The following is a 26,499-nucleotide window of genomic DNA, read 5'->3' as shown; positions in this document are numbered from 1 at the left end:
GGTTTCAGGATACAAACAACTCTGGATTCGCTTTGCTTAATGCTAATTAGAAAGAAAAAGAGCTTACCGTTGCCGATAAGCTCTTTTTATTAACGCGTAATAATTACACCTATAGTTTATTCGTCAACGAGCTTCCAAGTGCGGATCCAATCAACCTTCATGGTGTTGTTGTTATCGTTAAGCAAGTCTGTTTTTTGCGGCAAACCACCTACCCAACTTGAGTCTTGGCTCCATAAGTCCCAAATAACAAACTGCTCTAGTGTAAACGGCTGTTGTGTAGTGACTTTGTTAACCGGTTCACCGTTTAGATAAAACTGTACAGTGTGTTCATCTTTCCACCATGCACCAAATACATGGTAATCATCCGTCCACAATACACCTTGCAAGGTGTTTTCGTCTGACAAATCGGTACGGTTGTCTGAGTTGCCATGGTTTCTTTCGGTTGAACCATTCTTAGCAATAAAGTACTGAGAGTTCATCTTCCACGGGAAATCTGGCTGACAATTACAGGTAGGAACCGGGTTAATTTCGATAATATCGATTTCGTCTCGATTATTTATATCGCCATTGTTTAACCAAAAAGTACTGTAGGCAGAGATATTGGCCACCTTAATGCGGCTTTCTGTGTACATAGGAAACTTAATTTTGGCAACTGAACGTACACGAGAAGTTTCGAACCACTGATTAGGGCTATCAGCATTTAAGGTTGCTTGTATCCAAAGATTACCATCCGACACACCCGAATTTTTGTTCAACATGTTTACCGGAGTATTGCCATAGTTCCAGTTGGTTTTTATCCATTTGGCGCCATTCCAAAACTCAAACTCGTCGGACAAACTTTCTACTTTTTCCCAGCGCTTGCCTAAAGGCGTTGTATTGTTAAACGATACAAAGCTTGGGAAGTTAGCATCAGCGGTATTTACATCTATTACTCCAGGAGAGTTTGGCTCGCATCCGGTGTTATCAACGGTAACGCCAGGAGGTGTATTAGGACATTGATCAACATCATTGCTGACACCGTCATTGTCATCATCAAGTTGCGATTGCGCACAGCCATCTTGATTTACAGGCTGGTTGGCTGGAGTGTTAGGGCATAAATCATTTACGTCGAGTACCCCATCGCCATCGCTATCTAGCAAAGGTGGATCAACCGGGTCTGTAGGCTCGCCTTGCCATTCCAATTTAAACGACGCTAAGTTCCACTGCCAGTCATTGCTACCCAGCGCGTGAATACGTAACTTTTGTGTGCCGGCCGCTAAAGACACTTCGTTAGCTGCGCTAAGTTCAGTAAAATTGTCCCAGCCATAAGCAGGAACCGACGCTTGAGCGTAAGACACCCAGCTGCCATTTTCTAATACTAAAAGCTCAATTCTTACGTTTGACGTAATCGCTGTTCCCACATTAAAAGTAACCTGGTACTTTCCTGCACGGTCAATATCGACGTTATAGTCTACAAAGTCGCCGCTATTAATATAATTAATCGCCGACTGCCCCGCTACGCTGTAGATGCTTACTGGGGTTTGCTGATTATCATCAAAACTGCCACCTTGACTTACAAAGTCTGCGGCTTGAACTGTAATGGTGCCACTAGGATCGCTAGCAACATTTTCATCAAAGATAAAACGAAACTCTTGGTTAGGATGGTCGGCTAAGCAGGCCCATTGGTGGAACTCTGAGCCTTTTTCAGTATATGCACCCGCTACGTCGAGGCATTTTCCAGTGGCACGGTTTTTAAGTTTAAACCAGCCATTATTCATATCTTGCAGTGACCATTGCTGATTAACACTAGCATCTGCACAAGTAAGTTGCTGAATACGCGCGCCGTTTGCAGAGTCACTATTCGCAACCTCTAAACACTTTTGGCTTGTTTTGGTTTTAATACTGTAAAAACCCTCTCCTCGCTCAACAAACTCAAGCCGTTGGTTGCTGTTGTTTTCGCCGCAAGTCCATTGGCTAAAACCAGAAAAATTAGCAGTGTTTCCCCCGGTCAAATCGATGCACATGCCGCTATGTCGAATCTCAACATTGCGAAAATCTGCATTACTTACTGTAACGGCATGCACAGCATTGCTCGCCGAAAAAGCAAACGCCAAGGCAATGCCTAGCGAAAGGTTATTTTTACGAATCATCATATATTCCATTATGTTTTGGCTAATCACATTTAGTTCAAAAACCGAACAGTAGCCTAGAAACAAAACAAATAGAAACAAAAAATTAGTCAATAAAAACAATCAATTAAATTACAAAATCACAATAATTGGTAAGCCATAAATAGTACTTAATAAAGCCATTTATAAAGTGAGGAGTAGATCATTTAAGTAAACATTTTCAAAAATATTTAGACCTAATTTAGCGTGAATAAAGAGGAAGTTTTTAAGTATTACATTAGTAATTATCTAAAAAATAATTTCGCTTGGTTGCTGATTAACAGCAAAGACCTAGCAGCGACAAGCATGCGCAAACAATAAACGGCCTGGCAGTATTACGGTGTGGGGTTAAGCGATAGTTTGTTACGTAGCTCAGAGGCTAAAACACGCGATAAGCGTCGACTTACCTGTAAACCCAATACAAAACCCAAACAAGCAAAACCGGCACAGGCAATATCAAGTAAAGATGGTGTTAGAAAAAACAGTAATTGATTAGCGATCAGCGCAAAGCTAATTAAACCAAACAATGCAGGCATTAAGGCTGCCAAAATAGCTTTGAGTAGAAAGCTATCTTGGCAATTAAGGGTAATGTTTTGACCAAGTTCTAAACCTTGAGTAGCAGAGAACTCCGCATTTAGTAGGTTTGGTGACTCTGGATTAACGGTTAAGCAACTACTCTTACTGGCGCACGAAGTACAAGCACTGGCGCGCTGCCCTTGCAACACAACCTTGCCTTTGTCGACACTAATTACCTGCATGCTTATCTGCGCCATAGCTAATACCTCTTTACACCAACGCACTGGCAGGCGTATGGGTATGGCAATTTTTGGCACAAACGGTAGAGCAAGCTGCGCAGCCGATACAGTCTCCAGCGTTGGCTAATTCCATCACCATTACTACGTCGTCTTCATAATCGTCAAACGCTTCATCGTCTTCGTCAATTTCACGCTCAACCAGGTCAAATACGTCGCGAGGACATACTTTGTAGCAACGCCCACAACCTATACAAGCATCTTGATCTAGCGCTGTTACAAATTGTGGCTCCCAGGGCGTTCCATCGCGAGTTAAGCCCATGTATGTTTTATCACTCATTATTTTTTCCTTATTTTGAAAGTTAATCTTGCCCTACCAGGGCTCGTCTAATAATTCGTTGAGACGTTGCTCTTGTTGTTGCGGGTCGAGGTTTTGTGAGTACATCCAAGGGAGGGGTTGATGCACAAACTGCAAATGAATGTCGCCTAACAACACGCTTAGCTCGGTGTCGCTATCAACCATTAAACTGCAAATCCCTTGCTGTTTAAGCAATTCATTTGCGCTATGGCCACAAGCATTGCTAAAAACAGCAGCGCAGCCAGCTAAGGCATCAATTCGTTGTTTTAAACGACCTTTGTCGTGACCTGGTTTTGCTTGGTCAAACTGTAGAGCCTCTAACAGTTGAATGTGGTGTTCGCCAAAGCCATACACCAAGAAGGTATGAGCACTGCCAAAATGCTGATCGACACAATGTTTACTTTCGCTGGCAAACGCTACTTTAAAAACATGTTCACGCTGTTGGCCATCTTCAATCACTCTTAGCTGTCTTTGCATCGCATTCATAGTTAACCCCTAACTGCTTAAGGCTGGCTGAGTGCAGCTAGATGGCTCAAAGCGATAGCTACTTTTATGGGCTGGTACCTCATCTTGATGGTTTGCTTTAAGTAAATTAGCCATTGCAAACAAGCGCTGCCGCGCACCTTCATAGCCCACTTGCAAAATATCACTGTTACCAAACCGGTCGTGACAAGGAAATCCCGCGCGTAAAACAGGCGTAAGCGGTTCGCACATGTTGGCGCAGTGGGTATTACCTACAATCAGCTCACACTCATCAACGCACGTTTCCAAATCTGACAAATCCCCGACCACTACACTGTTAGTTTTTAGCTGCGGTAAACTTGTCACATTAAGCGTGGTAACCACTCGCTCAACACTTGCTCCTACCTCAGAAAAAACCTCGCAATAACCCGCAGCAAGGTCTGGCTCTAGAGCAATGGCCACTTTGGCGTCACTTAACAAAAAGTGACTATCAAGCAAGGCATCTTGTAGCCGTTTACGCTGCCGAGTAATCCATTGAGGAACGGGCTTGTTAGACAGCTCGGTAAGTTTCATTACCAATTGGTCGGTCTGCTGCATGCCCATTCCTGTTCCCATGAATAAACTTGGTACCTGGTAATGCTTTTCTAGCACACTTGCAGCTGGCAGCATCGACTCACCAAACACCAAACTTGCTTTACTGTGAATACAACTAGCTAGCTGACTTAAACCAGTACCGCCGGTGGAAGTGACCGAAAAGTCATCATCGGCTAAGTGCCCGTCTAACGAATCGCTAAGATTGGGTACTAACACCGGGTTAAAGCCAAAGGCTTCACAATAGCGGGCTATTAACTCCAAATCGGCACTGGTTAAAGCACAGGACACAAAAACATTTAATTGCTGAATGGTTGAATCGAGTTTTGGCACACTTAGTTGCTTTTCAACTAATAGCTGCTGCATGCAGGCTTCGATGGTGCTGGCAAACCCACTTTGCATAGAACCGGTAAAATCTGGAGTATTTACGCTTACAATCCGCTTGTTCGAAAACTGAGGATGTTGCGTTTTAAACTCTCGCACAACCCTGGTTACATCGCAGCCCTGCATCTCGGTTAAACCTGTTGTCATCACTACGATAAGTGCAGCTTGGTGCTTTTCGCACAGCAGCTTAAGTGCACTTGATAAGTTGTCGTCACCGCCCATAACAGCAGCGATATGATCAATGGCGGTGTTTTGTAGCGGAATGGGTTCTCGGTAATGTTGTATCAAATACACTTTTGCGAACGCTCCACAGCCCTGCGAACCGTGCATTAAAGGAATTGAATTATCTAAACCCATGCATGCCAATGTAGCGCCAGTGGCGGCACTGGTTTTTAAAGGTTGCTCAACCAATGCGCTGCGTTTAACTGATACTTTATTTGTCATGTTACTTCTCCCCTACAGGCGCACTGCTGGTCCACGGCGGATTACTGGTCACTAAAGGCCAAATGGCACTGTCTAAGGTACGACAAAGCTCTTTAGCAAAAGTAAGCATGCCTTGATAACCCGCGTAAGCATGTTCACGTTCTTGATTAATATCTAGAAACGGCAGACGCGCTTTTAAGGCGGTATACATGTTACGCCCGCCAGCAATCATTAAATCGGCATTATGTTGTTGAGCTACATTGAGCAGATTTCGGGCGCCGCCTTCATCTAGCATCAGCGCATCTTCACCCATAATTTGCTTAATTCTTGCTTTGTCTTCTGCTGTCGATTTCTTGGTTCCGGTAGCTACAACGCTAATTCCTAGCTCTTGTAAGGCGGAAACGATAGACCAAGATTTGACTCCACCGGTATACAGCAAAGCCTTTTTGCCTTTTAGACGTTCTATGTAAGGTTGTAGTTGTAGCCGGATCAACGCTTCTTGTTGAGCAATAAGCACTTCGGTTTCTCGGCTAACTTGAGGGTCATCCAACAACTTGGCGAAACTACGCAACGAAGCAGAGGTATCCTCAATGCCATAAAAACTGCCTTCAAACCACGGAATGTTCCAGCGTTCTTGCAACATGCGCGCGACATTAATTTGCGCTCTGGAACACACCACCATGGCGACATCTGCCTGGTGCATGGTTTGTATTTCGTGAAAGCGAGTATCCCCCGACATACAACTTAATACTCGATAACCCAAACGTTCCAATAGCGGAGATACATGCCAAAATTCACCTGCAATATTGTATTCACCAATCAACACAATATCGTTCACCCGCCTTGTTGGATCGTGACGCATAAAAGGTTTCTCTGGCGGGTCTATGGTGCCCACCACCTGCTTAACCATCACTTCACCAGCTATCCGGTTACCTAGGTTTTTGCTGCCATAAAAGCCTGCAGCATCTACCGCTACAACTGGAATATTCCAACGGCTTTGAGCTAATTTACAAATAGCCTCTACATCGTTTCCTTCAAGTGCGGGTACACAAGTGACATATACAAAAACTGCTGGAGGGGAATGTTTTTCTATGACCGTTTTTATCGCGTGTAACAAACGCTTTTCGGCCCGACCCATAATCACGTCTTGCTCGTTTAAATCGGTAGTAAAACCCAAGCGAAATAAATTGCGTCCCGATGCGCGAGTGCCTCGGTTGTTCCAGCTATTTCCCGCGCATGCTATAGGCCCATGAACAATATGGGCAACATCGGCAATCGGTAACAAGGTAATTTGCGCGCCATCAAAACTACAACCGCCTGCGGTTGCCCCAGGTACTGGTCTAGCACAGCCAGATTTTTCTCCAGTGTTATGCTCGCAAGCAGGTTCATCTAATAACTCGGCTATGTCGCTTCGCTTCATGCTTACACCTCACAACAACTATTTGGATCAATGACTAATTGTTGTATTGCAAAGCGTATTCCATAGGAGAATAGCGGTATTAGGGGCTTTGAACGGCAGACTATTTGTCGTAATTGCTACAAACCATAACGACTAGAACAATATGTGGGAAATAGTGCGACTTTGTCGAACTGAGTAAGTCGCCCTTAATATTGGGCGACTATTGTAAGAAGATGTGGCAACCAGCTAATTTGTGTTACCCAAAAGAGGATTAAACAGAAAAGTCTTCAATAGAACCACTGCGCGTTACTACTTTATTGCGTCCGGTTTCTTTTGCTTCGTATAGGGCTTGATCAGCAATCGCGATCATTTTGTCCGCTAGCATTTCAAAATCACTGGGTAAACTGCTCTCATTAAAGCCGAGATAATAAGCACCAATAGATACCGTAATTGGATCTTCTGTTAACTCAATACTACCAATAGCTTTCATCACCCGACTAAATACCTTTGCACAACCGTTTAAATTACTATTGGGCAACCAAATTAGGAATTCTTCTCCACCCAAACGAGCAACAAAGTCATAGTCTCTTAAGGAATTGCTAATTTGCTTCGCGGTTTCGACTAATGCTTTGTCACCAAGCTGATGACCGTAGGTATCATTGAGTTTTTTAAAGTGATCAATATCCACAATAGCTAAAGTGCCCTCACCGCCAGTTCGGCTTAACAAGTTCATACTTTTCTTTAGCTTTTTGTACATCCCACGGCGATTTGGTATCTCGGTTAAACTGTCGTAGTTCGCTAATCGTTTTAGCTTTTGATTAAGTTTGTTTAGCTGTTCTTCTTGTTGCCTGCGAATTAGCTCTACTTCTATCCATGAAGCCATTAATTGCACCGCATCAATATCAATTTCTTGGAAATGACGAGGGTAAGGAGCAGGACTAGAAAAGTTTAAGGTTCCGTAGAGCTCACCATTTAATCGAATAGGCATACCAATGTAAGACTCTAAACCAAATGCTTTATAGGCAGGATGCCTGGCGTACATATCATGTTCACCAATGTATTCTAGGGCTACCGGTGCTTGGGCTTCACAGGTGATTCCACAGTATGTGGTATCCAAGGTAAAACGATCGCCAGCTTTGAGCTCAACAGCCTCTGGAGTGACGCAATATTGAACAACATAGTCGTTTCCCTGAATCTTGGACAAAATTGCGATATCCAAGTTAAAACGCTCTAAGCCCATTTGAAGCAGCGCCAGGATCTGCGCTTCGAAGCCTTCGTTATGTGCATTTGTCACTTGATACAAACGACGAATAACTTGTTCGCTGCTAGTGTTAGCCTGATTAAGACAGGTTGTTGACATGCATTAAGTCCTTTAAACATTGGATTAAAACAGTATTTACTAACAATAGTATAACTAGCTTATTTTCACATGAATAGCGTTAAAACTCGTTAAAAATTAACCCACTAACAGTTCTCAATTAATGTTAGACCTACCTCACTCTATATGGCCACTTAACCAATGAGGCTTAATTTGGTTTAGAGCAAACTTTTACTATTTTGCTTGTTATAAACTACTGCAAACTTTAGAAAGGATCCGGTGATGAAACTATCGCTTTTTAACGTTAGTTTAGCGAGCCCCGTAACACAGTTATTTGAACAAGTATTTGCTGACTCTGAAGGCGCAGAAGAAGGCCAGTTAATAAAAGCTTTAGTCGCTGAAATGATAGAGACTACGCCAGAGCAAGATTTAATCGGCTTTGTAGCAAGCACAAACGAAGAACTGGCGGGTTGTATCTTTTTTAGCCGTATGTTGCTCGCATCTGACGACGTGGCGTTTATATTGTCTCCGGTGGCTATAGCTACCAAGCAGCAAGGCCAAGGTGTGGGCCAAAAGCTGATTAATTACGGTGTGGAGCAATTACGCAAGCTAGATGTAGATTTGTTAATCACTTATGGCGACCCAAACTTTTATGGCAAAGTTGGCTTTAAGCAAATTACCGAGCAACAAATCAAAGCACCATGTAAGTTAAACCACCCAGAAGGATGGTTAGCGCAAAGCCTGTCCAATCAAGAAATTCCCAATATCAACGGGGCAAGCCAATGTGTTGCCGCACTTAATAAACAAAAATACTGGTAAGCCAAAACCCAAGTTGCCAACTTGGGGTTGCATTGCTACTTAGCCAATTGACAACAAAAACTAAGCCTTTAAAGTGCTTAGTTTAGCTATTTAGCTCAACTAACTACCCACAAGCTTTTCTAGTAAATGGTTTAGCTGTTTTTGCTCATCGCTACTTAATACCGACATAAACTGTTGTTCTTGATCATGTAGCTCAAGTGTTACCCGCTCAATAAGCTGCTTACCTTTGTTGCTCAACTTAACCAGCTTACTGCGTTTGTCTTCAGGATTGTCCACCCTTTCAACCAAACCTGCCTCGGTAACTCTATTCAACACTTTAGTAAGCCCGCCAGAACTAAACAACATAGCACTGTATAACTCTGTAGGTGTTAAGCAGTAAGGTGCTGGGTGTCGCCTTAAAGTGACCAAAATACCAAAATCAGCAGCTTGTAGCTGATATTGACCTATCAGCTGTTCCATTGCTTGGCTAAGCGTATGCTGGGTGCGAACCATTCGTAATATCGCAGGAGTGATAGTGCTGTAGGCTTCTGGCCAATTTTTTTGGGTGGAGCTTAAAATGCTAGCGATGCTTTCTTGATGCTTCAATATCGGTTCTCGGTTAGTAAGCTACACTTTCAATATATCTTGCCAGAAAGATAAACTCCAGATAATATCTTTCCAGAAAGATAAATAGGTAAGCTTATGCAACAGAGAATATCCAAGAAGCTCATTATTTTATTGGCATCAGTGTTTGCTATGACGCCGTACGCCATTGATAGTTATCTACCAGCTATCCCGATTATTGCTACAGACTTTGGGGTTAGTACCTCATTAGTGGCGATAACCGTAAGCATTTACGTATTTGGAATGGCTTTAGGGCAACTTATCGGCGGCCCTTTATCTGATAAATATGGTCGCAAACCAATAATGGTGATCGGTCTGCTTATCTTCGCTGTGTGTAGTGTATTTCTGGCCTTAGCAAACAATTTAGCCTTGTTTTGGTTATGGCGAATATTGCAATCAATAGGCGGTGGTATTGCTGTTGTAGGAGTGCCAGCAGTAATTAGAGACAATGCCGAGGGCAAAGAGGCTGCCAAACTGTTTTCGTTAGTTATGCTAATTATGATGATTGCCCCATCAATCGCCCCGTCTGTTGGAACTTTTATTCTGCAAGTCTCTAATTGGCATTGGATATTTATTGGTTCGGGGATATTTGCTTGTGTGGTTGCCTTATGGGCAATTGCTGTTATGCCCAAACAAGCCAACACACAACATGGCCCAAGCAATAAGGTAAGTTTTGTTGATGTATTGAAGCACAAACATGCTCTTGGATATTTGATTTCCCAAGCGTTTGCCTACGGTGTATTGATGACCTTTATTACAAATGCGCCGTTTGCATATATCGTAAAGTTTGGGATCTCAGAAGAGCTGTTTTCAATGTTGTTTATTGCAAACGTGGTAGGCGTTGTGATTGTTAACCGTTATAACTCTTATCGTTTAAATCACTCTGAGCCCGAACACATGTTAGTGAGCTTTTTGGCCTTGCAATTTGTCGGAGCGACAGTATTAGTTGCCTCTATCGTGTTCGCGCCCAACAACCTCTGGTTTGCGGCAAGTGGTTTTATTATTTGCATGGCTGCAACTGGCGGCACGATGTCTAATGCTAACGTGTGTTTTTTGAAACACTTTGGTAAAGGCGCCGGCACCGCCCAGGCAGTATTAGGCGCTATTCAGTTCTTTGCTGGCGCAGCGATTAGCGCTATAGCTGCTATGCTTTCGCACACTAGTCTGTGGCCAATGGTACTTACTATGCTTGTATCAACTACCATAGCCTTGCTTAGCGCCCATAAAGCTAACATTTTGAATCAAAAAGAAAAGGCTGAGCTTTGTTGTGCTAAATAGGTGAGACTGCAGCGATTTTGCTTAACAGCACTCTTGTTCAATTTTGTAAAGTAACTCTAAAGCCTGGGTGTCTTCACAAACTTCGAAGTACTCATACAAAGGATTAGTTTGATTACCGATAAAATTAAGGTTATCTCGCTGCATTTTTGCTTGTTCTGCGCGTTTATCATGAAAGTAAGTCAGCCATAGAGCGCCTCCCCTTTTTGCGTTTAAATGCTGTTCAAGCATGCTGATTAGGCGGTCTGCATTTTCATCACAATTGATGTTGCAAAAAGAGATATAGCGATCGGTAATATTACTGCTCATGATTAACTAACCTGTTTAAAGAAGCTGCCTAATGCTGGCACTAGGCAGGACATAAGAATCTATTAAATAACTCACTCTTCGTGTAAAGCAATTACGACTCCAATAGCTAGATCAACGCTATTGGTTAATCTGGCGCAGCTAGTGCCTTTAGCCATTAAGAATAAATCAAAATAACTGGCACTCATAAACGCTTCTCGTTCAGCCATATCATCTTCACTGCACTCGATAATACGGATGCTTGGATGATGTTTTTTAAAACAGCTAAGCTTTGCTTGGTAATCGTTTTTATCAGCCAAACTTGCCACTAACTTATCAATTAGGCTTTGGCTTAGCTCTTCGGTGACAGCGTGATCTTCATGCTTACACCCGCAGCTATGCTTAGGTTTTGTGTCTTCTGACTGGTGGCTGTTACACTGACAACTAGATGAGTGATTTGGGCTATGTAGCTGCTCCTCACCTTTGCAAGAACATTGCTTCGGCTCTGCTGTAACACCCGGCTCTATAGTAGACATGCTTCTGCCTCCTGTTTTTCTAGCAACTTAGCTAACCAACGTGGCGGACAATCCATAACTGTTTGCAAGCGTTCTAAGATGGATCTTGCGGCCTGAGGCGTAAGCTGTTTCAAAGGCAAAATATCAGCGCGGCTCACCCGAGCAGCAGCAGGCCCGCCTATCGACAAGGTGGCGAGTAATTGGCAGTCACCGATTAAGTCAATTAAGTAGCTAGTACGCGCATCGCCACTAAAGTTTTCAATTACCGGCCGAACATCTACTAACTGAAAACCCTGAGCACTCACTTGATAAATAAGAAAACGCAAACAAGAGCCAAAGTGTCCGTCGATGCGCTCCAAGTTATTAGAACTTACCGCAAGTTGCACAATCGGTCCTTTTAGCAAGGTCTGCTCCGGTACTACCGGCGCTTCCATAGGACTGATTTGCTCTGAACTTAATATTGCGTGTAATTGATTTACTTGGCTGCGCTCTGCACTGTAGCGAGAGCTTTGAAATACTTCGCGTAATACTTTAGGGCTTAAGGCTCTTAACTTTTTCTCGGTTAATGGTTCGCCGCAGTGACCCACCAGCAATGATACAAACTGCTTTAGTTCAATATCTGGAATCGCTTTAGACGCCACAGCCAATCGCAGCGCTAAGTTATCGTTAATGTTTGATTTCATCGGTACTCCTTAGCGTATCAATCTCATCACCAGGACTCGCGCATATTAAGCGCGTCTTGCACGAAAGGTTTTAGGTAAACTTGGCGCAGGATTTACTGGCTCAATATAAAATTTACTACCGTCACTAAGCTCTATTTCCCCACCCCATTGATCTTGTTGATCAAACTGCAATGAGTTAATCGGCAACTCCAAATCTTTTTTGGCAATATAGGCTTGAAGCGCGCCAGAGCTTTCTCGGCTAATAATTAGGTTTGGCATATCTCTTCCTTAAGTGGCCGGGGCTAAAGCCCCGGCCTGTCTTGTGGTGTCAGTGATTAACGTACTAGGTCGAAGCCATAGTCTGTTTTACCCATTTCACTGGTATCTTGATCAAGTTTTGCCAGCACTTCGTTCACTAAGGTGGTAAGCATGTACATGCTGCCTTCGTAGCCTAGTGTGGTGTTGCGGTGTAAATGGTGGCGATCAAAGATCGGGAAGCCTAAGCGAATTAGTGGTACTTCAAACTCTTCACCTTTTGCTTTGGTATCACGCTGAATAAACTTGGCGTAAGAGTTACCAATCATAAAGTCAGGTTTATTGGTAAATACCAACGAACGGAAGTGCCACAAGTCTTTACCTACATGGATCTCGGCATTAGCAGTGCTTGGTGACTCAGCAATAAGCGCTTCCATTTTCTTACGCCAACGTTTAGCACCGTTGTTACATAAGATGTGTTTAACTTCACAACCCAATTCTTGTAAGAATTTAGTTAAACCCATTAGGTAATCTGGATCACCATAGATAGAGAAACTCACGCCGTGTAACCAAGTGTGTGAATCGGTCATCATGTCGACTAAACGACCACGCTCTGTGGCTAAGCTTTCTGGAATTTCTTTGCCAGTTAACTCGGCAATTTTAATAAGAAATTCGTCGGTCCAATCTAAGCCCATTGGAATTTGCAATGCAGGAACTTCATGTTTCCAAGTACCTTCTACAAACTTTTTGGTTTTAGTTAGCTGATCAGGCTGCAATAACACTGTTGTAATTGCGTTAGGTGCGTCTTCAAGCTCACTTAGCGGCGTACCACCTGCATACATGCGGTACTCGCCGTCAGCAGGTGTATCCAACACTTCTGATGGGTCACTAAGTAGGCTGTAATCCACACCCATTTGTTGCATCATTTTGTGAATAACACGGTAGTTACCTAAGTAGGTTTCAAAACCTGGTATTAGGTTAATTTTGCCATTACTGCCTACCGTTTTATCGTCCATTTTGTTTAGGGTGAAATAGCGAGCAAAACCCTCAAACATCCCGTCCCAACCGGTTACATGGCTGCCTACAAAGCTCGGTGTATGAGCAAAAGGTGTAGGCAGTTCTTTAGGAATGTAGCCTTCTTCTTTGGCATTGCCGATAAAGGCGTTTAAGTCATCACCAATTACTTCTGCCATACAGGTTGTAGACACGGCAATAACTTCAGGCTTATACAATGCTAAAGAGTTTTGCAGACCATCAAACATGTTTTTCTGGCCGCCAAATACCGCTGCGTCTTCAGTCATTGAGTCTGATACACAGGCAACAGGCTCTTTGAAGTGGCGGTTAAAATAGGTTCGGAAATAGGCTACACAACCCTGAGAACCATGCACATATGGCAGGGTTTTCTCGAAACCTAGCGCACACAATACCGAACCTAATGGTTGGCAGGCTTTGGCTGGGTCTACGGTTAGGGTTTTACGAGAAAAGTTAAGATCTTGGTATTCTTGAGTGGTGGTCCACTCAAATACTTCCTTGATCTTCTCGTCGCTGACACCTTCTTCATGATCGCTACGCTTACGCGCCATCATGTCTTTGTACTCTGGCTGTTCAAACAAGGGGTAGCCAGGTTTTATATCATCTACTTGTTGACTCATTGTATCTCTCCTTTCGCGCCACTCATCTGTGAACTACGAATTGAGTTAATTTTTTAAGCGCTAATGCACTCTTCCTGATCTTGCTAGTACTTAAGCGGCTGCTTTGGCACTCTTCCATGGTGGCGTTAACTTGTCCCAACAAGGGTTGTTTAAGGTCATGTCCATGTCGCGGGCAAAAATAGCGAAGCCATCAAAACCGTGGTACGGACCTGAGTAATCCCAGCTGTGCATTTGACGGAAAGGAATACCCATTTTTTGGAATATGTATTTCTCTTTAACACCCGCACCTATCAAATCAGGCTTGAGTTTGTCGGCAAAAGCTTCTAGCTCGTAACCCGTTACGTCATCGTAGATTAGCGTGGCGTCTTTCACTTCAGGTACGGTTTTGCTGTAGTCATCGTTATGGCCAAACTCATAACCAGCACCAACAATTTCCATACCTAAGTCTTCATAAGCACCGATTACATGGCGAGGACGCAAACCACCTACATAAAGCATCACTTTCTTGCCTTCTAAACGAGGGCGATACTTATCCACCACTGCTTGCCACTGCTCTTTATATTTGGCGATAACTTCTTCAGCTTTAGCTTGAATTTTCTCGTCAAATTTAGCGGCGATAGCGCGCAATGACTCTTCACACTTGGTAGGACCGAACAAGTTGTACTCCATCCAAGGAATGCCATATTTCTCTTCCATATGACGACAGATGTAGTTCATTGAACGGTAACAGTGCACTAGGTTCATTTTCACTTTTGGCGTGTTCTCTAGCTCTGGTAAAGTACCGTCACCAGACCACTGCGCCACCACTCGAAGACCAATTTCTTCTAACAAAATACGCGAAGACCAAGCATCACCACCGATGTTGTAATCACCAATAATGGCCACATCGTAATCGCTGGTAGCAACTTCTTTGTCTTCCGATTTATCCAATACGTAATCACGTAGAGTATCGTTAGCAATGTGGTGACCAAGCGATTGACTCACGCCGCGGAAACCTTCACAACGAACTGGAACGATGGTTTTACCAATCTCGGCGCCTTTGGTTTTAGCCACGGCTTCGATGTCATCACCAATTAAACCAACCGGACATTCAGATTGAATCGAGATCCCTTTAGCTAAGGGGAATAACATCTCAATTTCGTCTACCATGGTTGCTAGCTTTTTATCGCCACCAAACACAATGTCACGCTCTTGGAAATCAGAGGTGAAGTTCATGGTGCCAAAGCTATTTACCCCGGTATAACCGGTGTAATAGTTACGACGACCAGCGCGCGAGTATTGACCACAACCCACTGGACCATGAGAGATATGCACCATATCTTTAATTGGCCCCCACACTACCCCTTTTGAACCTGCGTAGGCACAACCACGGGCAGTCATAACACCAGGAAGTGACTTACGGTTAGCAGTAATACAATTACCACCTTCGCTGTCGTTTGCACCTAGGTGTTTTTGGCGATCTTTTTTGGCTTTTTCTGGATAGACTTCTAACACTTCATCAATCAGTGCTTGAGTCTCTGCTTTTTTATCTGACATTGCTGCCTCCTATAGCATCAATTTACTCACTGAGATAAGTGATTAAGCCGTTGCTTCTTCAGCTACTTGACCAATGATTGATTCGTCTTCTTCATCCATGATGCCGAATTCCATCAACAACTCTTCTAGCTCATCCATAGTTACCGGTGTAGGCACTACAAACATTTTGTTGTCGATGATTTTCTTGGCTAAGGTGCGGTATTCGTCAGCTTGATTACATTTAGGGTTGTATTCAATTACTGTCATACGACGAATTTCAGCTTGCTGTACAACGTTGTCACGCGGCACAAAGTGAATCATTTGAGTGCCAATTTTGGCTGCTAGCGCTTCAATTAACTCATCTTCACGGTCACATTTACGTGAGTTACAAATAAGACCCGCTAAACGAACACCACCAGTAGCAGCATACTTACAGATACCTTTAGAAATGTTATTCGCTGCGTACATCGCCATCATTTCACCAGATACAACGATGTAGATTTCTTGGGCTTTGTTTTCACGAATAGGCATGGCGAAACCACCACACACCACGTCACCCAGTACGTCGTAAAATACAAAATCTAGTTCTTCTTCATAAGCGCCTTCTTCTTCTAAGAAGTTAATCGCTGTGATTACACCACGACCAGCACAACCAACACCTGGCTCCGGACCACCAGACTCAACACAACGTACACCGCCGTAGCCCACTTTAAGTACATCTTCTAATTCGATGTCTTCAACCGAACCCGCTTCCGCTGCCATTTCCATAATGGTGTTTTGCGCTTTTGCATGTAAAATTAGACGTGTTGAATCGGCTTTTGGGTCACAACCAATAATCATCACCTTTTTGCCCGCTTCCGCTAAAGCACCAACTAAATTTTGAGTAGTGGTAGATTTACCAATACCGCCTTTTCCGTAAATTGCACATTGACGAATAGCCATAACATTTCTTCCTATTAGCTTGATAAACGGTTCCCACTGTAGCTATTGCCAGAACCGTTCCAAACTCCTGCAAACATGATAAGCCGTTGTATTTTCAGTATTTACTACTATTCGACGGCAAATTATTGAGTACACAAGACAAACAATTTAGGCTGCAAATGTAGGCTTTGTCGTAAACGGTACGCACAACCTCACTGCGTTTGTTAGTTGCTTAGACACTAATTAGAGGTATAGGAGGGTCAAGAATCTGTGCTAGCAAACAGTAGATTTTTGAAATAAACATCAATCAACAGACAACAAGATGAAGCCTTCAAAGGCTTTCTTAAGTAATTAGTTTACAAATTGCTCAATGTTGAAAAATATGTGCTAAACATAATGTTAGACATATTTTGTTTACTGTAAGGGCTAAAGGATGAAGCCAGTTGTCTACGTTGACATCGAAGGTCAAATTTGGAAAGTCATGGGTGATGGACGTTGGCTCAAGGTAGAGCCAACTGAAATAATCGATAGCAGCATCCCCCTAGTCAAAAATCTAGTGAGTGATGCTGAACAAACCATAGCAGATAGCGAACTCGACTCCACTGAAACTAATAACAGCCAACAAGATAGCCCACCCTTGTACTCTGGGAATACTTCCCCCCTCAGCGGCGAGCAAGGTAGCCAAGGCGCGTCCTTTATCGTTCGTGTACAGCCCACATTAGATGAAACCCTCCCAGAAGCAGGCTTTAATACACAAGCGACAGAGAAAGCTGTAACAAATACCAATCAACAGGGTGCTCAAGCTGACCAAATTCCCCCTTTAAGTAACCAAGCGCAATTAACAGTGAATATTGTTGATGGCGGCGATGGCTACGAAAACCAGTTTGAAGTACCAGCTGTACTAATCACCGGCGAGGCACCAGATGTAGAAGATGGTCGCATCGTAGTGATTACGCTTACCGATTCTGCTGGGCAAACGCTAACTGTAGAGGCTGTAGTAAGTAACAATAGCTACAGCTACCAAGATCTCGATATTCAATCGCTAAATGAAGGACCGATTGATGTTTACGCTAGCGTGACTGATTACTTTGGGCAGTTTGTCGATGCCAACGATTCAAGCATTAAAGATGTAACGGCTGTTATTGAAGCGGAAATAGATGGCCAAGGCGACAGTTACGTAAACCAGTATGAACAAGCAATTACTCCCTTATATGGAAACATAATCGGGATAGAAGACAATCAAGTGGTACTGGTGCAAGTTGTTGATGAGTCAGGTCAACAACTCAATTTTACCAGCCAAGTGCTTAACAACAGCTGGAACATCGCCAGCGCCGATTTGACGGCCTTACAAGATGGCGTGTTAACCATTAACGTTAGCGCGGTAGACATAGCTGGAAACCCTGCATCAGCTAGCTCTACAATCATTAAAGATACTCTCGCAAGCTTAACTGCCGATATCGATGGAGTTAACGACAACTATATAAATGCTATAGAGTCCCCTTCTACTTTACTATACGGCCAAGTTGCAGCCGTTGAAGATGGCCAAATAGTTAGTGTTACGGTTACAGACAATAAAGGTGAGCAGCTAAGCTTTCAAACCACGGTTAGTAATAATAGCTGGCAAATCAGTAATGTTGATTTAACACCTTTGGCGGAAGGTAGCTTAACCATTACCGCCAACACCTCTGATATTGCGGGCAATCTAGCGAGTGCTAGCTCATCCATTGTTAAGGACACCTTTGCTAACATCAGCGCAAACTTCGATGGCCAAGGCGACAACTACGTAAATGCCGTAGAAGTACCAGCGACACGGTTGTTTGGTGAAATAACTGATGTTGAAGATGGCCAGTTAGTTAATATTCAAATTACCGATATAAATGGTGCAAGCCTTAACCTACAAACTACCATCGCCAACGGACAGTGGTTAATACCTAGCAGCAATCTGAGTAACCTAGCCGATGGGGAGCTTAACTTAACTGCATCTACAAGTGATATTGCTGGAAACTCTGTTTTCGCGACCACCAGCATCATCAAAGACACCCAAGCTTCAATTAGCGCTCGTTTTGAAGGAAATGGTGATAACGCGCTCAACCAAGCCGAAGTGGGACAAAGCCTTTTAGAAGGAGAATTGGTTGATGTTGAAGATGGCCAGCCAGTAAACATTACCGTTACCGATAGCTTAGGCACAAGTTTACAATTTACCACCACCTCTCTAAATAACCATTGGCAAGTTGTAGAAAACTTAAGTGGCTTGGCCGACGGTGAATTGCAGTTAACAGTTACAAGTAACGACATTGCCGGCAACCCGGCATCGGTTACTAACGTAATCACCCTAGACAGCAGTATCCCCACCATCGATATAGATACTCTAGATGGATTTAGTATCTCTCAATTTAAAGCTGGCGTCCTCACCAGCCTTCAAGGAACTACAAGCGGCGTTGAACCAGGCCAACAAGTAAGCATTACTATTACAGATGGCCCCCGTACTGTTATTGCCTTAGCCACCGTTGATCAAAACGGTGATTGGCTAACTAACAATATAGATACCAGTGAACTAAATAAGTTGGCTAATTGGATACTGACAACCGAGGTGAGTGATGTAGCTGGAAACAGTACGCAAGATGCCCTACCGCTGCTTGCTGAGCCCGACCCTCATAACCTATTAGAAACCGACTTATATCAAGCTGGTGTATTAGTCACAAACTCCAACGTTAATATTTTCGATGCTCAAGAGATCACTTTTTCCGAACTACAACCTGAGCTGGTAAGTATTCAATCTGGCGGAAGTAACTTAACCATCTTTAATTCAGCCGACAATAAAGTACTCGAAGGCAGAACCACAGATACTAATGAGTTGGTGTTTAGATTTAGTGTATTGGCTGACAATTCCATTCAAACTCTAATTTACAAAGCCTTAGACAATACCCTTGATACCGATGAAACGTTCTTAACACCAGTAATCTCGGCCACTCAATATGATGCAGACGGCACAAGCGAAACCGTACTTACCCCGCTAGTAATTTTGGTTAAAGACTCGGTGCCGCAGCTTTTTAACGACTATGCGCAAGTTACCGAGGGTGATAGCGTTTTTGGTAATGTTATTGCCAACGATTATAGCTTGGATGGCGAGCTCAAGGTTAACCAAGTCACAGTTGATGGTGTGACTAAAGATGTTGGAATTGTGCCTGCGGTATTCATTACTGAGCAAGGGTATCTGTTGGTTGATGACTCAGGTTATTGGTTATTTGTTGCTAACCGAAATTTAGATCATCAACAAGCACAAGAATTGCGCTTTGATTATCAAGCTATCGACAGCTCCGGTGACACAGCCTCCGCGCACAATAACATTGTGATAAGCGATGGTTCACAAGGCAGCTTTGTTAATGATTTTAAATACAATACCGAAGGTAGTCTTAGTGACTCGCCCAACGTGTTCACAGAAAGCTTTACCATTAAACCCGGTAGCGATAACCCAGATCCTGATAGCGTTAAGTTTAGTGAGACGACACTGGTTGATTTAGAATCATTAGCGCTAACTAGTGGTAATAGTTTAATAGACCTTAGCTACAGCCTGAGTGATGATGGCAAAACCATAAGCGCAGAAGTACCGTATATTGGCTTGGTTTTTACCCTTAGTTTAAGCGCAAACGCGAATGGCAATGAGGTAAATGGCACTACAACGCTAACCATGTTTGATAGCATTAATCAGTTTAGTAGCAGTGATTTAAGCTTTATTAAGCTCACTATTTTGTCTAGCGACTTAGACGGCACCGCAAACGAACCTGGCTTAATTGACTGGGTACTAGCCGACGGGAATGACCCGCAATTAACCAATAATGAAAGCCTAAACTTAAATGAAGCGGAATTAAACTTAGGCACAGTTACAGCCAGTGGCAGTATAGATTTAACTATTGGCAGTGATGCGATTGACGAGTTTTTTTTCGATAATCAGCAAACAGCAATGACCAGTGGTGGTGAAAGCCTATCATTTGCAGTAAGCCCTAGTGGCAATACCCTAACAGCCTATACAGATAACGTTAATGATCCAGTATTCACTATAGTCATTGACGATTTAACCGATGCTCATCAAAGTCAAACACTAAGCTATGAATTTTCTCTATATAAAGGGCTAGACCAAAACAACGGTAGCCATTTCCCTATTAAGATAAATGTACGGGATAGCGATAATGACACCCAATCACTAGCGCTTGATATAACTGTAACTGACAGTGATGACATTGCGGTCACTGTAGGAGACTTACAAGTAAGCGAAACACCACGTGATCCAGACACAGCGCTCACTATCAATTCAACCGCCACAACCACTGTTTCGATAACCGCTAACCAAGACCCAATAGAAAAGCTGTTCCTTGATATCACCAACGGTAGCCCAGTTTTAGATAGCTTAGGCAATACCATCAGTCAAAATGGCCAAGCCTTAAGCTGGCAAGATAATGCTAATGGCACTTACGATGCTGTTTATGGCAATACAGTAGTATTCAGCCTTAGCTTACCCGACGACTTTGAGTTAGCCGCCAATAGTTCTATTGACGTAGAGTTAACATTTAACCTGTACAGCGCTATTGATCATTTAGATTCATCGCAAGATCATGCTCTGTCGCTTAGCCTACCAATAACTGCCACCGATACTGATGGCACTAGCATTGCTGCTAGTTCAATAGTCACAATTTATGATGGTAGAGATCCCAAGATTGAAACCGCGGGGCAAATTGATGTAAATGAATCCGATTTAGCCAATGGCAACATTGCAAGTGGCATTTCTACAGTTAGCCCAACCATTAAAGTAAGCGCTGGTAGCGATGAGATCACAGACATTCTTTTAGATACAGCAGCATTTAATGCCTTAGGTATTCAATCTGGAGGAAGCCCTGTCAATCTAGCGGCTGCAAATAACGACGGTTGGTACATAGCAACAAACGATCTAGCAGAGCCAATATTTCAAATAAAAATAAATACTGATGGCAGCACCGAATTTGAGCTTTACGCAGCCTTAGATCATCCCGATGGTAACGGCGAAAACTTACTAGCGCTAGATTTTGTCGCTACTGCTATAGACGCAGATAATGATGTTAGCGCAAGTACAAACTTTAGTGTCTCTGTTACCGACGATACGCCCCAAAGTGAAAACCGCAGCTTAGATTTGGTTGAAGGCGAAAGTTTTAGCACCCAGTTACTTAATGAAACAGTTAGCGGCAGCGACGGGGCTAGTATTGTTAGCTTCAATTATATGGGCACTAACTACGCTATAGCAGCGAACAGCTCTGTGACCATAGACTTACTAAATCCAAATTTGTTGAGCGAAGTTTACGGTGAACTAACCCTACACGCCAATGGCGAACTGGTTCTAACAACAGAATCCAATGTCACTGAATCTCCAGCATTGCTTGATTCCATTTCCTACATAGTAGAAGACAATGACGGCGACCAAGTAACTAGCACAGCCACCTTAAACCTAGGCGATTCTCCAGGGGTAATTAGAACCGAAAACGCAGAAACAACAGAAGATAACAGCGTTACTTTATCTATTGAAGTTCGTCCTGGCGATACCGACCAAAATGAAGCCGTTTCCAATATTATTATCGACGAAACGTCGTTAAATGGCGGTAGCCTATTTCTTGGAAATACCCTATTGGTTGCTAGTGGTGGCTTGATTACCATCACCGATTTGCAGTTTAACGGCAATGTCGCTAAACCCAATGGAGTATTAAGCTATCAACCAGCCGAAAACGAGTCCAACACCACCAGCTCAGTATCCTTAGCGATTAGTTCTACCATTTCTACCCTTTCCGGTGACCGCGTGATCAGCAGCAATCTGGAGGTATCTGTTTTACCTGTAGCAGACACGCCAACTTGGAGTGGGTCATCACAATATACATACAACATGGTTGAAGACGACGATAGCAACCAAACCCTCGACATTACAGCTAACTTAGTCGATTCGATAGATGGTTCAGAAACACTTAGCTATCAGTTTGCAGATTTACCCGACGGGCTTCAACTTAGTTTAAATGGCAACCCGGTAACAGAAGGCAAAAGCTATAACCAAAACCAACTAGACCAAATAACAGTAAAAGCCGATAACAACTTGGCAGGCCAATTCACCTTCACTTTAATTGCCATAGCAACCGAAGCTGGCAATGCATTTGCCGCTGCAAGCGACCAAACAGCTCAAACAAGCCAAACAGTAACGATTAATGTTCAACCAGAAGCTGATTTACCTAGCCTTTCGGTGAGAAATATTAAAGGTTTAGAAGATCAAGCCATTAACCTAAGTGACGTGATAGCAGGCCAACTAAATGATACTGATGGTTCTGAGACCTTAAGCTACAAAATTGTAGTGCAAGACGGTTGGCAAGTATCTGGTGGTTCTACAGTATTGAGCAGCCCAAACACCTACCTTGTGCAAGCTAATGAACTTGATGCTGGCATAGTGAGTTTAATACCCAAGCCAGATATAAGCTCCTTTACAGAGAGTTTAACGCTGAGTGTAACCGCAATTGCTAGCGAATCTACCATCGACGGCCTCGTTCCCTCTCCTGTCACTGCAGAAAGCTCTGCTCAAATCATCACAGTATCTCTGACAGGTGTCGTTGATACCCCAACAGTAGCCGACGCAGGTGCCGGTAACTGGGCTATCGACCAAGCAAATAATGTAATAAGCAATCAAGCTAGCTTTAATGAAGATCAATTATTCGCCTTAGACTTTGAGTTCTCAACTTCAGACGATGACGCCTCAGAGAGCATCAACTTACTCATAACTAATCTGCCCGACAACATACGCTTAGTTGATAGCCTAGGTAATCCCTACTCATTAGAAGTGGTGGGGAAAGACCCAGTAACAGGGGCTATATATCAAGTAAACAATAGCATTCTGTCACAGCTATTTGTAAAAACCGATGATGACTTTAGTGGTGAATTAAGCTTCGATATTAAAGCTATTTCTACTGAGCCCGATGGCGACAGCGGTGAATTTGAATACACCGTAAACATAGAAGTATCTCCGGTGGTAGATGAAAACGATGGTGCTAGTTTATTCACCCAAGCAGTAGAAGACCGAAATGTTTCACTAAATCTAATGCCTCCTTTAAGCGCAGATAGTGATGGTAGTGAAACTATCACTGCATACACCATCACTAGTTTACCCAGTGACTTACATTTATTTATCAATGGAGTCCCAGCATTGATTCCGCCAGGCGGATTAGACTTAAGCACCTTGTTTGATCCTAACACCACTAACTTAGCCAACTTTTTGTCTAGCGGACAATTAACTATTCGAGCTAACGCTGATCTTAGTGGCGACTTTACTATTCCAATTAGTTACCAAATAGTTGATACCTCACCAACTGGCGCTACCGATACAAAAAATCTCACTGCAAATCTGCAGATAGACGTGGCAGGCAGAGTTGAACTGGATACGCGTTTAGAGGCAATCACAAGCCCCTTAGAAAGCAACGACGGAAGCGCTATCTCACTAGATGGTAGCGTGCTTTTTGTTGATTCAGATTTAGATGGTTCTGAATACTTAGACTACATAGAAATCGTAATCCCAGAAGGTGAATTTTTTCAGGTAGAACACCCTAACGGGGCAATAATGGGAGCCAACAACAATTGGATTATTCCGGCAAACGGATTAACCAGTGATTCTGTGGCAGAAACCGCGGCAGACATTTTGGCTGGCGCAAGCTTATACAGCGCGCTGAATACTGATCAAGTCACTATTACAATTAGAGCAAGGGTGATTGACGATGAAGATGCGCGCTACATTTCAGCCCCACTGCAAGTTCAAGTAAGCGGTCATTCTGGTGGAGACACAGTACCTTGTACTCCCTCAGCTCCCGGAGATTTATCCAATTCAATCGTTGATGCCAACGAAGGGCAAGACATAGACGTAAGCGGCCATTTAAATGGCGATATCGCCAATGACCCTAGCGACGTGATTTCATTTTACATATCTGTAGACGATTTACCCGAAGGCGTGGAGCTAGAAGGTGCTGAAATCTATCCCGAATACAACGCATTAGGAAACGTTACCGGCTATACAATTTCCGCTAGTGCCATCGAAACGATGACAATAACTGGCTTAGATGAAGATTACGCTGGCCAATTAGACATTCCTGTTACGGTGATCGTAACTGATACTTGTACTGGGGATAGCATCTCCGAGCAGCAAACAATCAGTATTTTAGTACAGCCCATCGTCGACGACATATCCCTCACCATTAGTAACAACGTCATCCAAGAAGATACTAGTACAAATCTCAATATGGCTTTTGTTTTGGGCGACTCGAATATACCAGGTGAAGGTATAGAAACCGTGAATAGCCTAATCTTTACTGTTCCTGCTAATAGCAGTTTTATTGGTGACTCAGCAATCATAACTAATAACGGAGACGACACGTGGACAGTAATAGATCCATCTAGGCTAAATGAAATTGAGTTTAGACCACCCAACAATTTTAGTGGCCAACTTACCATAGACGTAGCAGCCAACATCACTGATTCAGCCGATGGCCTGCTTGATACCCAAACCAAAAACACCAGCTTAACGATAGAAGTTCAACCAGTTGCCGATCTAGTTCTGCTAGCAGCCATTAACAGCAGCGGAGATGAAGACAACTATATTCAATTAGATGGTTTAGCCGCCCACCAAATAGACTTAGACGGCTCAGAAACTACGTCGTTAAGTATTCACGGCGTGCCAGAAGGAGCTGTACTCAGCTATTTTGATGGCAGTAACTATCAACTACTACAAAACAATGGTGCTGATGGTGGAAGCTTCAATGGCGCTCCAACCCATGCCTGGGGTTTAGACATTAGCCAATTATCTGAAATCTACATACTGCCACCTCTCGATTTTAGCGGCGACATTCCGCTGATATTCGAAGCCATAAGCCTAGAAACTGCAAACAATGATTTTAAAGTAAGTACTCAAGACTTTGTGGTGGGTGTTAATCCGGTCGGTGATGATAGCCAATTCTTCGAAGTGCCAGAAAGCTTAAGCTCTGACGAGGGCATAGCCATCGACATCCCACTTAATATAAGCAGTTTTGAAACTGATAGTAATGAACAGATATTGGTTGGCCTAGAGGTTAATAACAGTTCTGATGCTTCAGCTCTAACGGGGTTAGACCGCATTGTTATTAATGGCCAACAAGCGCATTTTGTTTATAACGGCTCAGGCTACATTGCTTCATTGCTTATTAATGCGGCTTCAGTGACAAGTTTACAACTGTATGCCGGAGACGCATTTGGCCAACTAGATGTAACACTTTTCTCCCAAACCAAAGATAGTGCATTTGTACTAGGTAGCGAAGTGAGTGATTTAGGCGATGTAACCACAGAAAACCTAACGATTAACATCAGCCCCCTGCCCGATCCTCCCATAGTAGAACTGCAGTATTCCCATATTTATGCTGAGCAAAGTGGCGATATTCCTCTGGGAATAAGTATGGATTTAATTAACCCAGCCGCTGGAGAGGAAGGCAAAATAACTATTTCTGGGATCCCCGACGGTATAGAAATAGCTGGCCAAGCGGGCAATAACGGCCAGCTAGAATTTATGATGAATGAAGTTGCAGATTTAGCCATTACAGGCGGCCAAAACTCAGCAACCAATTTCACATTACTAATCGACAGTTCGGCAACACTAGATGACAACAAAGCTGAGGGTATTAGCCAAGAACTCGAAATATCACTAAGCCCTGTTGGCGATAATACTTTAGATGGCGGAATTCAACAGGATCTAATTATTGGCGGTGCCGGTAACGACCTACTATCAGGCGGACTAAATAACGATGTTTTTGCTTTTAGAACAGAAGATCTTGGCAGCACCGGCAATCCAAATCTCGATACCATTAGCGATTTTAACGCAGCAGAAAAAGCAGATGCCATAGACCTGAGCAGTATTTTGCATGGCTTAGGCGTTAACAACGGAAGTAGCGCCGAAACATACATTCAGCTTAGCGAGCAATCAGGCTCTACCCTGTTAGAAATAAAACCTGACACCACAAACGTCACCCAAAGTATCCAGTTATCGGGCGTGAGTTTGGATGAACTTTACAAAGGCGACGCTAGCCTTGCAGACCAATCGGATTTACTTCAAAAAATGATTGATGACCAAAACCTAATAGTGAGTTAAAAAC

At 43.3% G+C, this 26,499-nt stretch carries 18 protein-coding genes; 3 read left to right on the top strand and 15 right to left on the bottom strand.

All coding sequences use genetic code 11. The features are described from left to right. Positions 1 to 116: 116 nt before the first annotated feature. From OAG1_RS10315 to OAG1_RS10285, 7 genes are all read right to left on the bottom strand, one after another. Positions 117 to 2,132 (bottom strand): RICIN domain-containing protein, encoded by a 2,016-nt coding sequence (locus OAG1_RS10315; RefSeq protein ID WP_338626331.1) that lies wholly within the window; start codon positions 2,130 to 2,132, stop codon positions 117 to 119. Positions 2,133 to 2,482: 350 nt separating this feature from the next. Beyond that, positions 2,483 to 2,920, bottom strand: a complete 438-nt coding sequence (locus OAG1_RS10310; protein WP_338626330.1) for a SoxR reducing system RseC family protein — start codon at positions 2,918 to 2,920, stop codon at positions 2,483 to 2,485. 13 nt (positions 2,921 to 2,933) lie between these two features. Beyond that, positions 2,934 to 3,239, bottom strand: coding sequence for a ferredoxin III, nif-specific (gene fdxB, locus OAG1_RS10305; protein WP_152784799.1), 306 nt, complete (start codon positions 3,237 to 3,239; stop codon positions 2,934 to 2,936). Between the two features lie 33 nt (positions 3,240 to 3,272). Continuing rightward, complete coding sequence (locus OAG1_RS10300; protein ID WP_016401558.1) at positions 3,273 to 3,743, bottom strand: NifB/NifX family molybdenum-iron cluster-binding protein; 471 nt, start codon at positions 3,741 to 3,743, stop codon at positions 3,273 to 3,275. 9 nt (positions 3,744 to 3,752) lie between these two features. Then, entirely contained in the window at positions 3,753 to 5,138 is a 1,386-nt protein-coding gene (nifN, locus tag OAG1_RS10295; protein ID WP_338626329.1) for a nitrogenase iron-molybdenum cofactor biosynthesis protein NifN, read from the bottom strand. Position 5,139: 1 nt separating this feature from the next. Then, positions 5,140 to 6,537 (bottom strand): nitrogenase iron-molybdenum cofactor biosynthesis protein NifE, encoded by a 1,398-nt coding sequence (nifE, locus tag OAG1_RS10290; protein ID WP_338626328.1) that lies wholly within the window; start codon positions 6,535 to 6,537, stop codon positions 5,140 to 5,142. Positions 6,538 to 6,787: 250 nt separating this feature from the next. Beyond that, positions 6,788 to 7,876, bottom strand: a complete 1,089-nt coding sequence (locus OAG1_RS10285; RefSeq protein WP_338626327.1) for a sensor domain-containing diguanylate cyclase — start codon at positions 7,874 to 7,876, stop codon at positions 6,788 to 6,790. A 240-nt stretch (positions 7,877 to 8,116) separates the two neighbouring features. On the opposite strand from OAG1_RS10285, the gene OAG1_RS10280 reads away from it, so the two are divergent. Beyond that, positions 8,117 to 8,653, top strand: a complete 537-nt coding sequence (locus OAG1_RS10280; RefSeq protein WP_338626326.1) for an N-acetyltransferase — start codon at positions 8,117 to 8,119, stop codon at positions 8,651 to 8,653. A 99-nt stretch (positions 8,654 to 8,752) separates the two neighbouring features. Here the strand turns inward: OAG1_RS10280 and OAG1_RS10275 are convergent, their stop codons facing one another. After that, entirely contained in the window at positions 8,753 to 9,238 is a 486-nt protein-coding gene (locus tag OAG1_RS10275; protein WP_338626325.1) for a MarR family transcriptional regulator, read from the bottom strand. A gap of 96 nt (positions 9,239 to 9,334) precedes the next feature. Between OAG1_RS10275 and OAG1_RS10270 the strand changes: the two genes are divergently transcribed. After that, a complete protein-coding gene (locus OAG1_RS10270; protein ID WP_338626324.1) occupies positions 9,335 to 10,534 on the top strand; it encodes a multidrug effflux MFS transporter in 1,200 nt (399 codons plus the stop codon). A gap of 21 nt (positions 10,535 to 10,555) precedes the next feature. Here OAG1_RS10270 and cowN read toward each other — a convergent pair whose 3' ends face one another. The 7 genes from cowN to nifH form a co-directional block, all read right to left on the bottom strand. After that, complete coding sequence (gene cowN / locus OAG1_RS10265) at positions 10,556 to 10,840, bottom strand: N(2)-fixation sustaining protein CowN (protein WP_338626323.1); 285 nt, start codon at positions 10,838 to 10,840, stop codon at positions 10,556 to 10,558. A gap of 71 nt (positions 10,841 to 10,911) precedes the next feature. Next, entirely contained in the window at positions 10,912 to 11,352 is a 441-nt protein-coding gene (locus OAG1_RS10260) for a hypothetical protein (protein WP_338626322.1), read from the bottom strand. Beyond that, positions 11,340 to 12,014 carry a NifB/NifX family molybdenum-iron cluster-binding protein gene (locus tag OAG1_RS10255; RefSeq protein ID WP_338626321.1) on the bottom strand — a complete coding sequence of 225 codons (675 nt, stop codon included), beginning with the start codon at positions 12,012 to 12,014 and terminating at the stop codon, positions 11,340 to 11,342. The genes OAG1_RS10260 and OAG1_RS10255 overlap by 13 nt, the downstream gene beginning before the upstream one ends. Before the next feature lie 45 nt (positions 12,015 to 12,059). Beyond that, positions 12,060 to 12,272, bottom strand: coding sequence for a putative nitrogen fixation protein NifT (nifT, locus tag OAG1_RS10250; protein ID WP_016403295.1), 213 nt, complete (start codon positions 12,270 to 12,272; stop codon positions 12,060 to 12,062). A 56-nt stretch (positions 12,273 to 12,328) separates the two neighbouring features. After that, the gene (gene nifK, locus OAG1_RS10245; RefSeq protein ID WP_338626320.1) at positions 12,329 to 13,900 is read right to left on the bottom strand and encodes a nitrogenase molybdenum-iron protein subunit beta; all 1,572 of its coding nucleotides are present in this window, start codon (positions 13,898 to 13,900) and stop codon (positions 12,329 to 12,331) included. Between the two features lie 90 nt (positions 13,901 to 13,990). Further along, the gene (gene nifD, locus OAG1_RS10240) at positions 13,991 to 15,436 is read right to left on the bottom strand and encodes a nitrogenase molybdenum-iron protein alpha chain (protein ID WP_338626319.1); all 1,446 of its coding nucleotides are present in this window, start codon (positions 15,434 to 15,436) and stop codon (positions 13,991 to 13,993) included. Positions 15,437 to 15,478: 42 nt separating this feature from the next. Continuing rightward, on the bottom strand, positions 15,479 to 16,357 hold the full coding sequence (nifH, locus tag OAG1_RS10235; RefSeq protein WP_016403298.1) for a nitrogenase iron protein: 879 nt from the start codon (positions 16,355 to 16,357) through the stop codon (positions 15,479 to 15,481). A 412-nt stretch (positions 16,358 to 16,769) separates the two neighbouring features. Between nifH and OAG1_RS10230 the strand changes: the two genes are divergently transcribed. Further along, positions 16,770 to 26,495 carry a hypothetical protein gene (locus OAG1_RS10230; protein WP_338626318.1) on the top strand — a complete coding sequence of 3,242 codons (9,726 nt, stop codon included), beginning with the start codon at positions 16,770 to 16,772 and terminating at the stop codon, positions 26,493 to 26,495. Positions 26,496 to 26,499 lie beyond the last annotated feature (4 nt).

The organism is Agarivorans sp. OAG1 (assembly GCF_037076485.1).
In the GTDB taxonomy this organism is placed as follows: Bacteria; Pseudomonadota; Gammaproteobacteria; order Enterobacterales; family Celerinatantimonadaceae; genus Agarivorans; species Agarivorans albus.
This window is presented reverse-complemented; position numbering and strand designations above follow the sequence as displayed.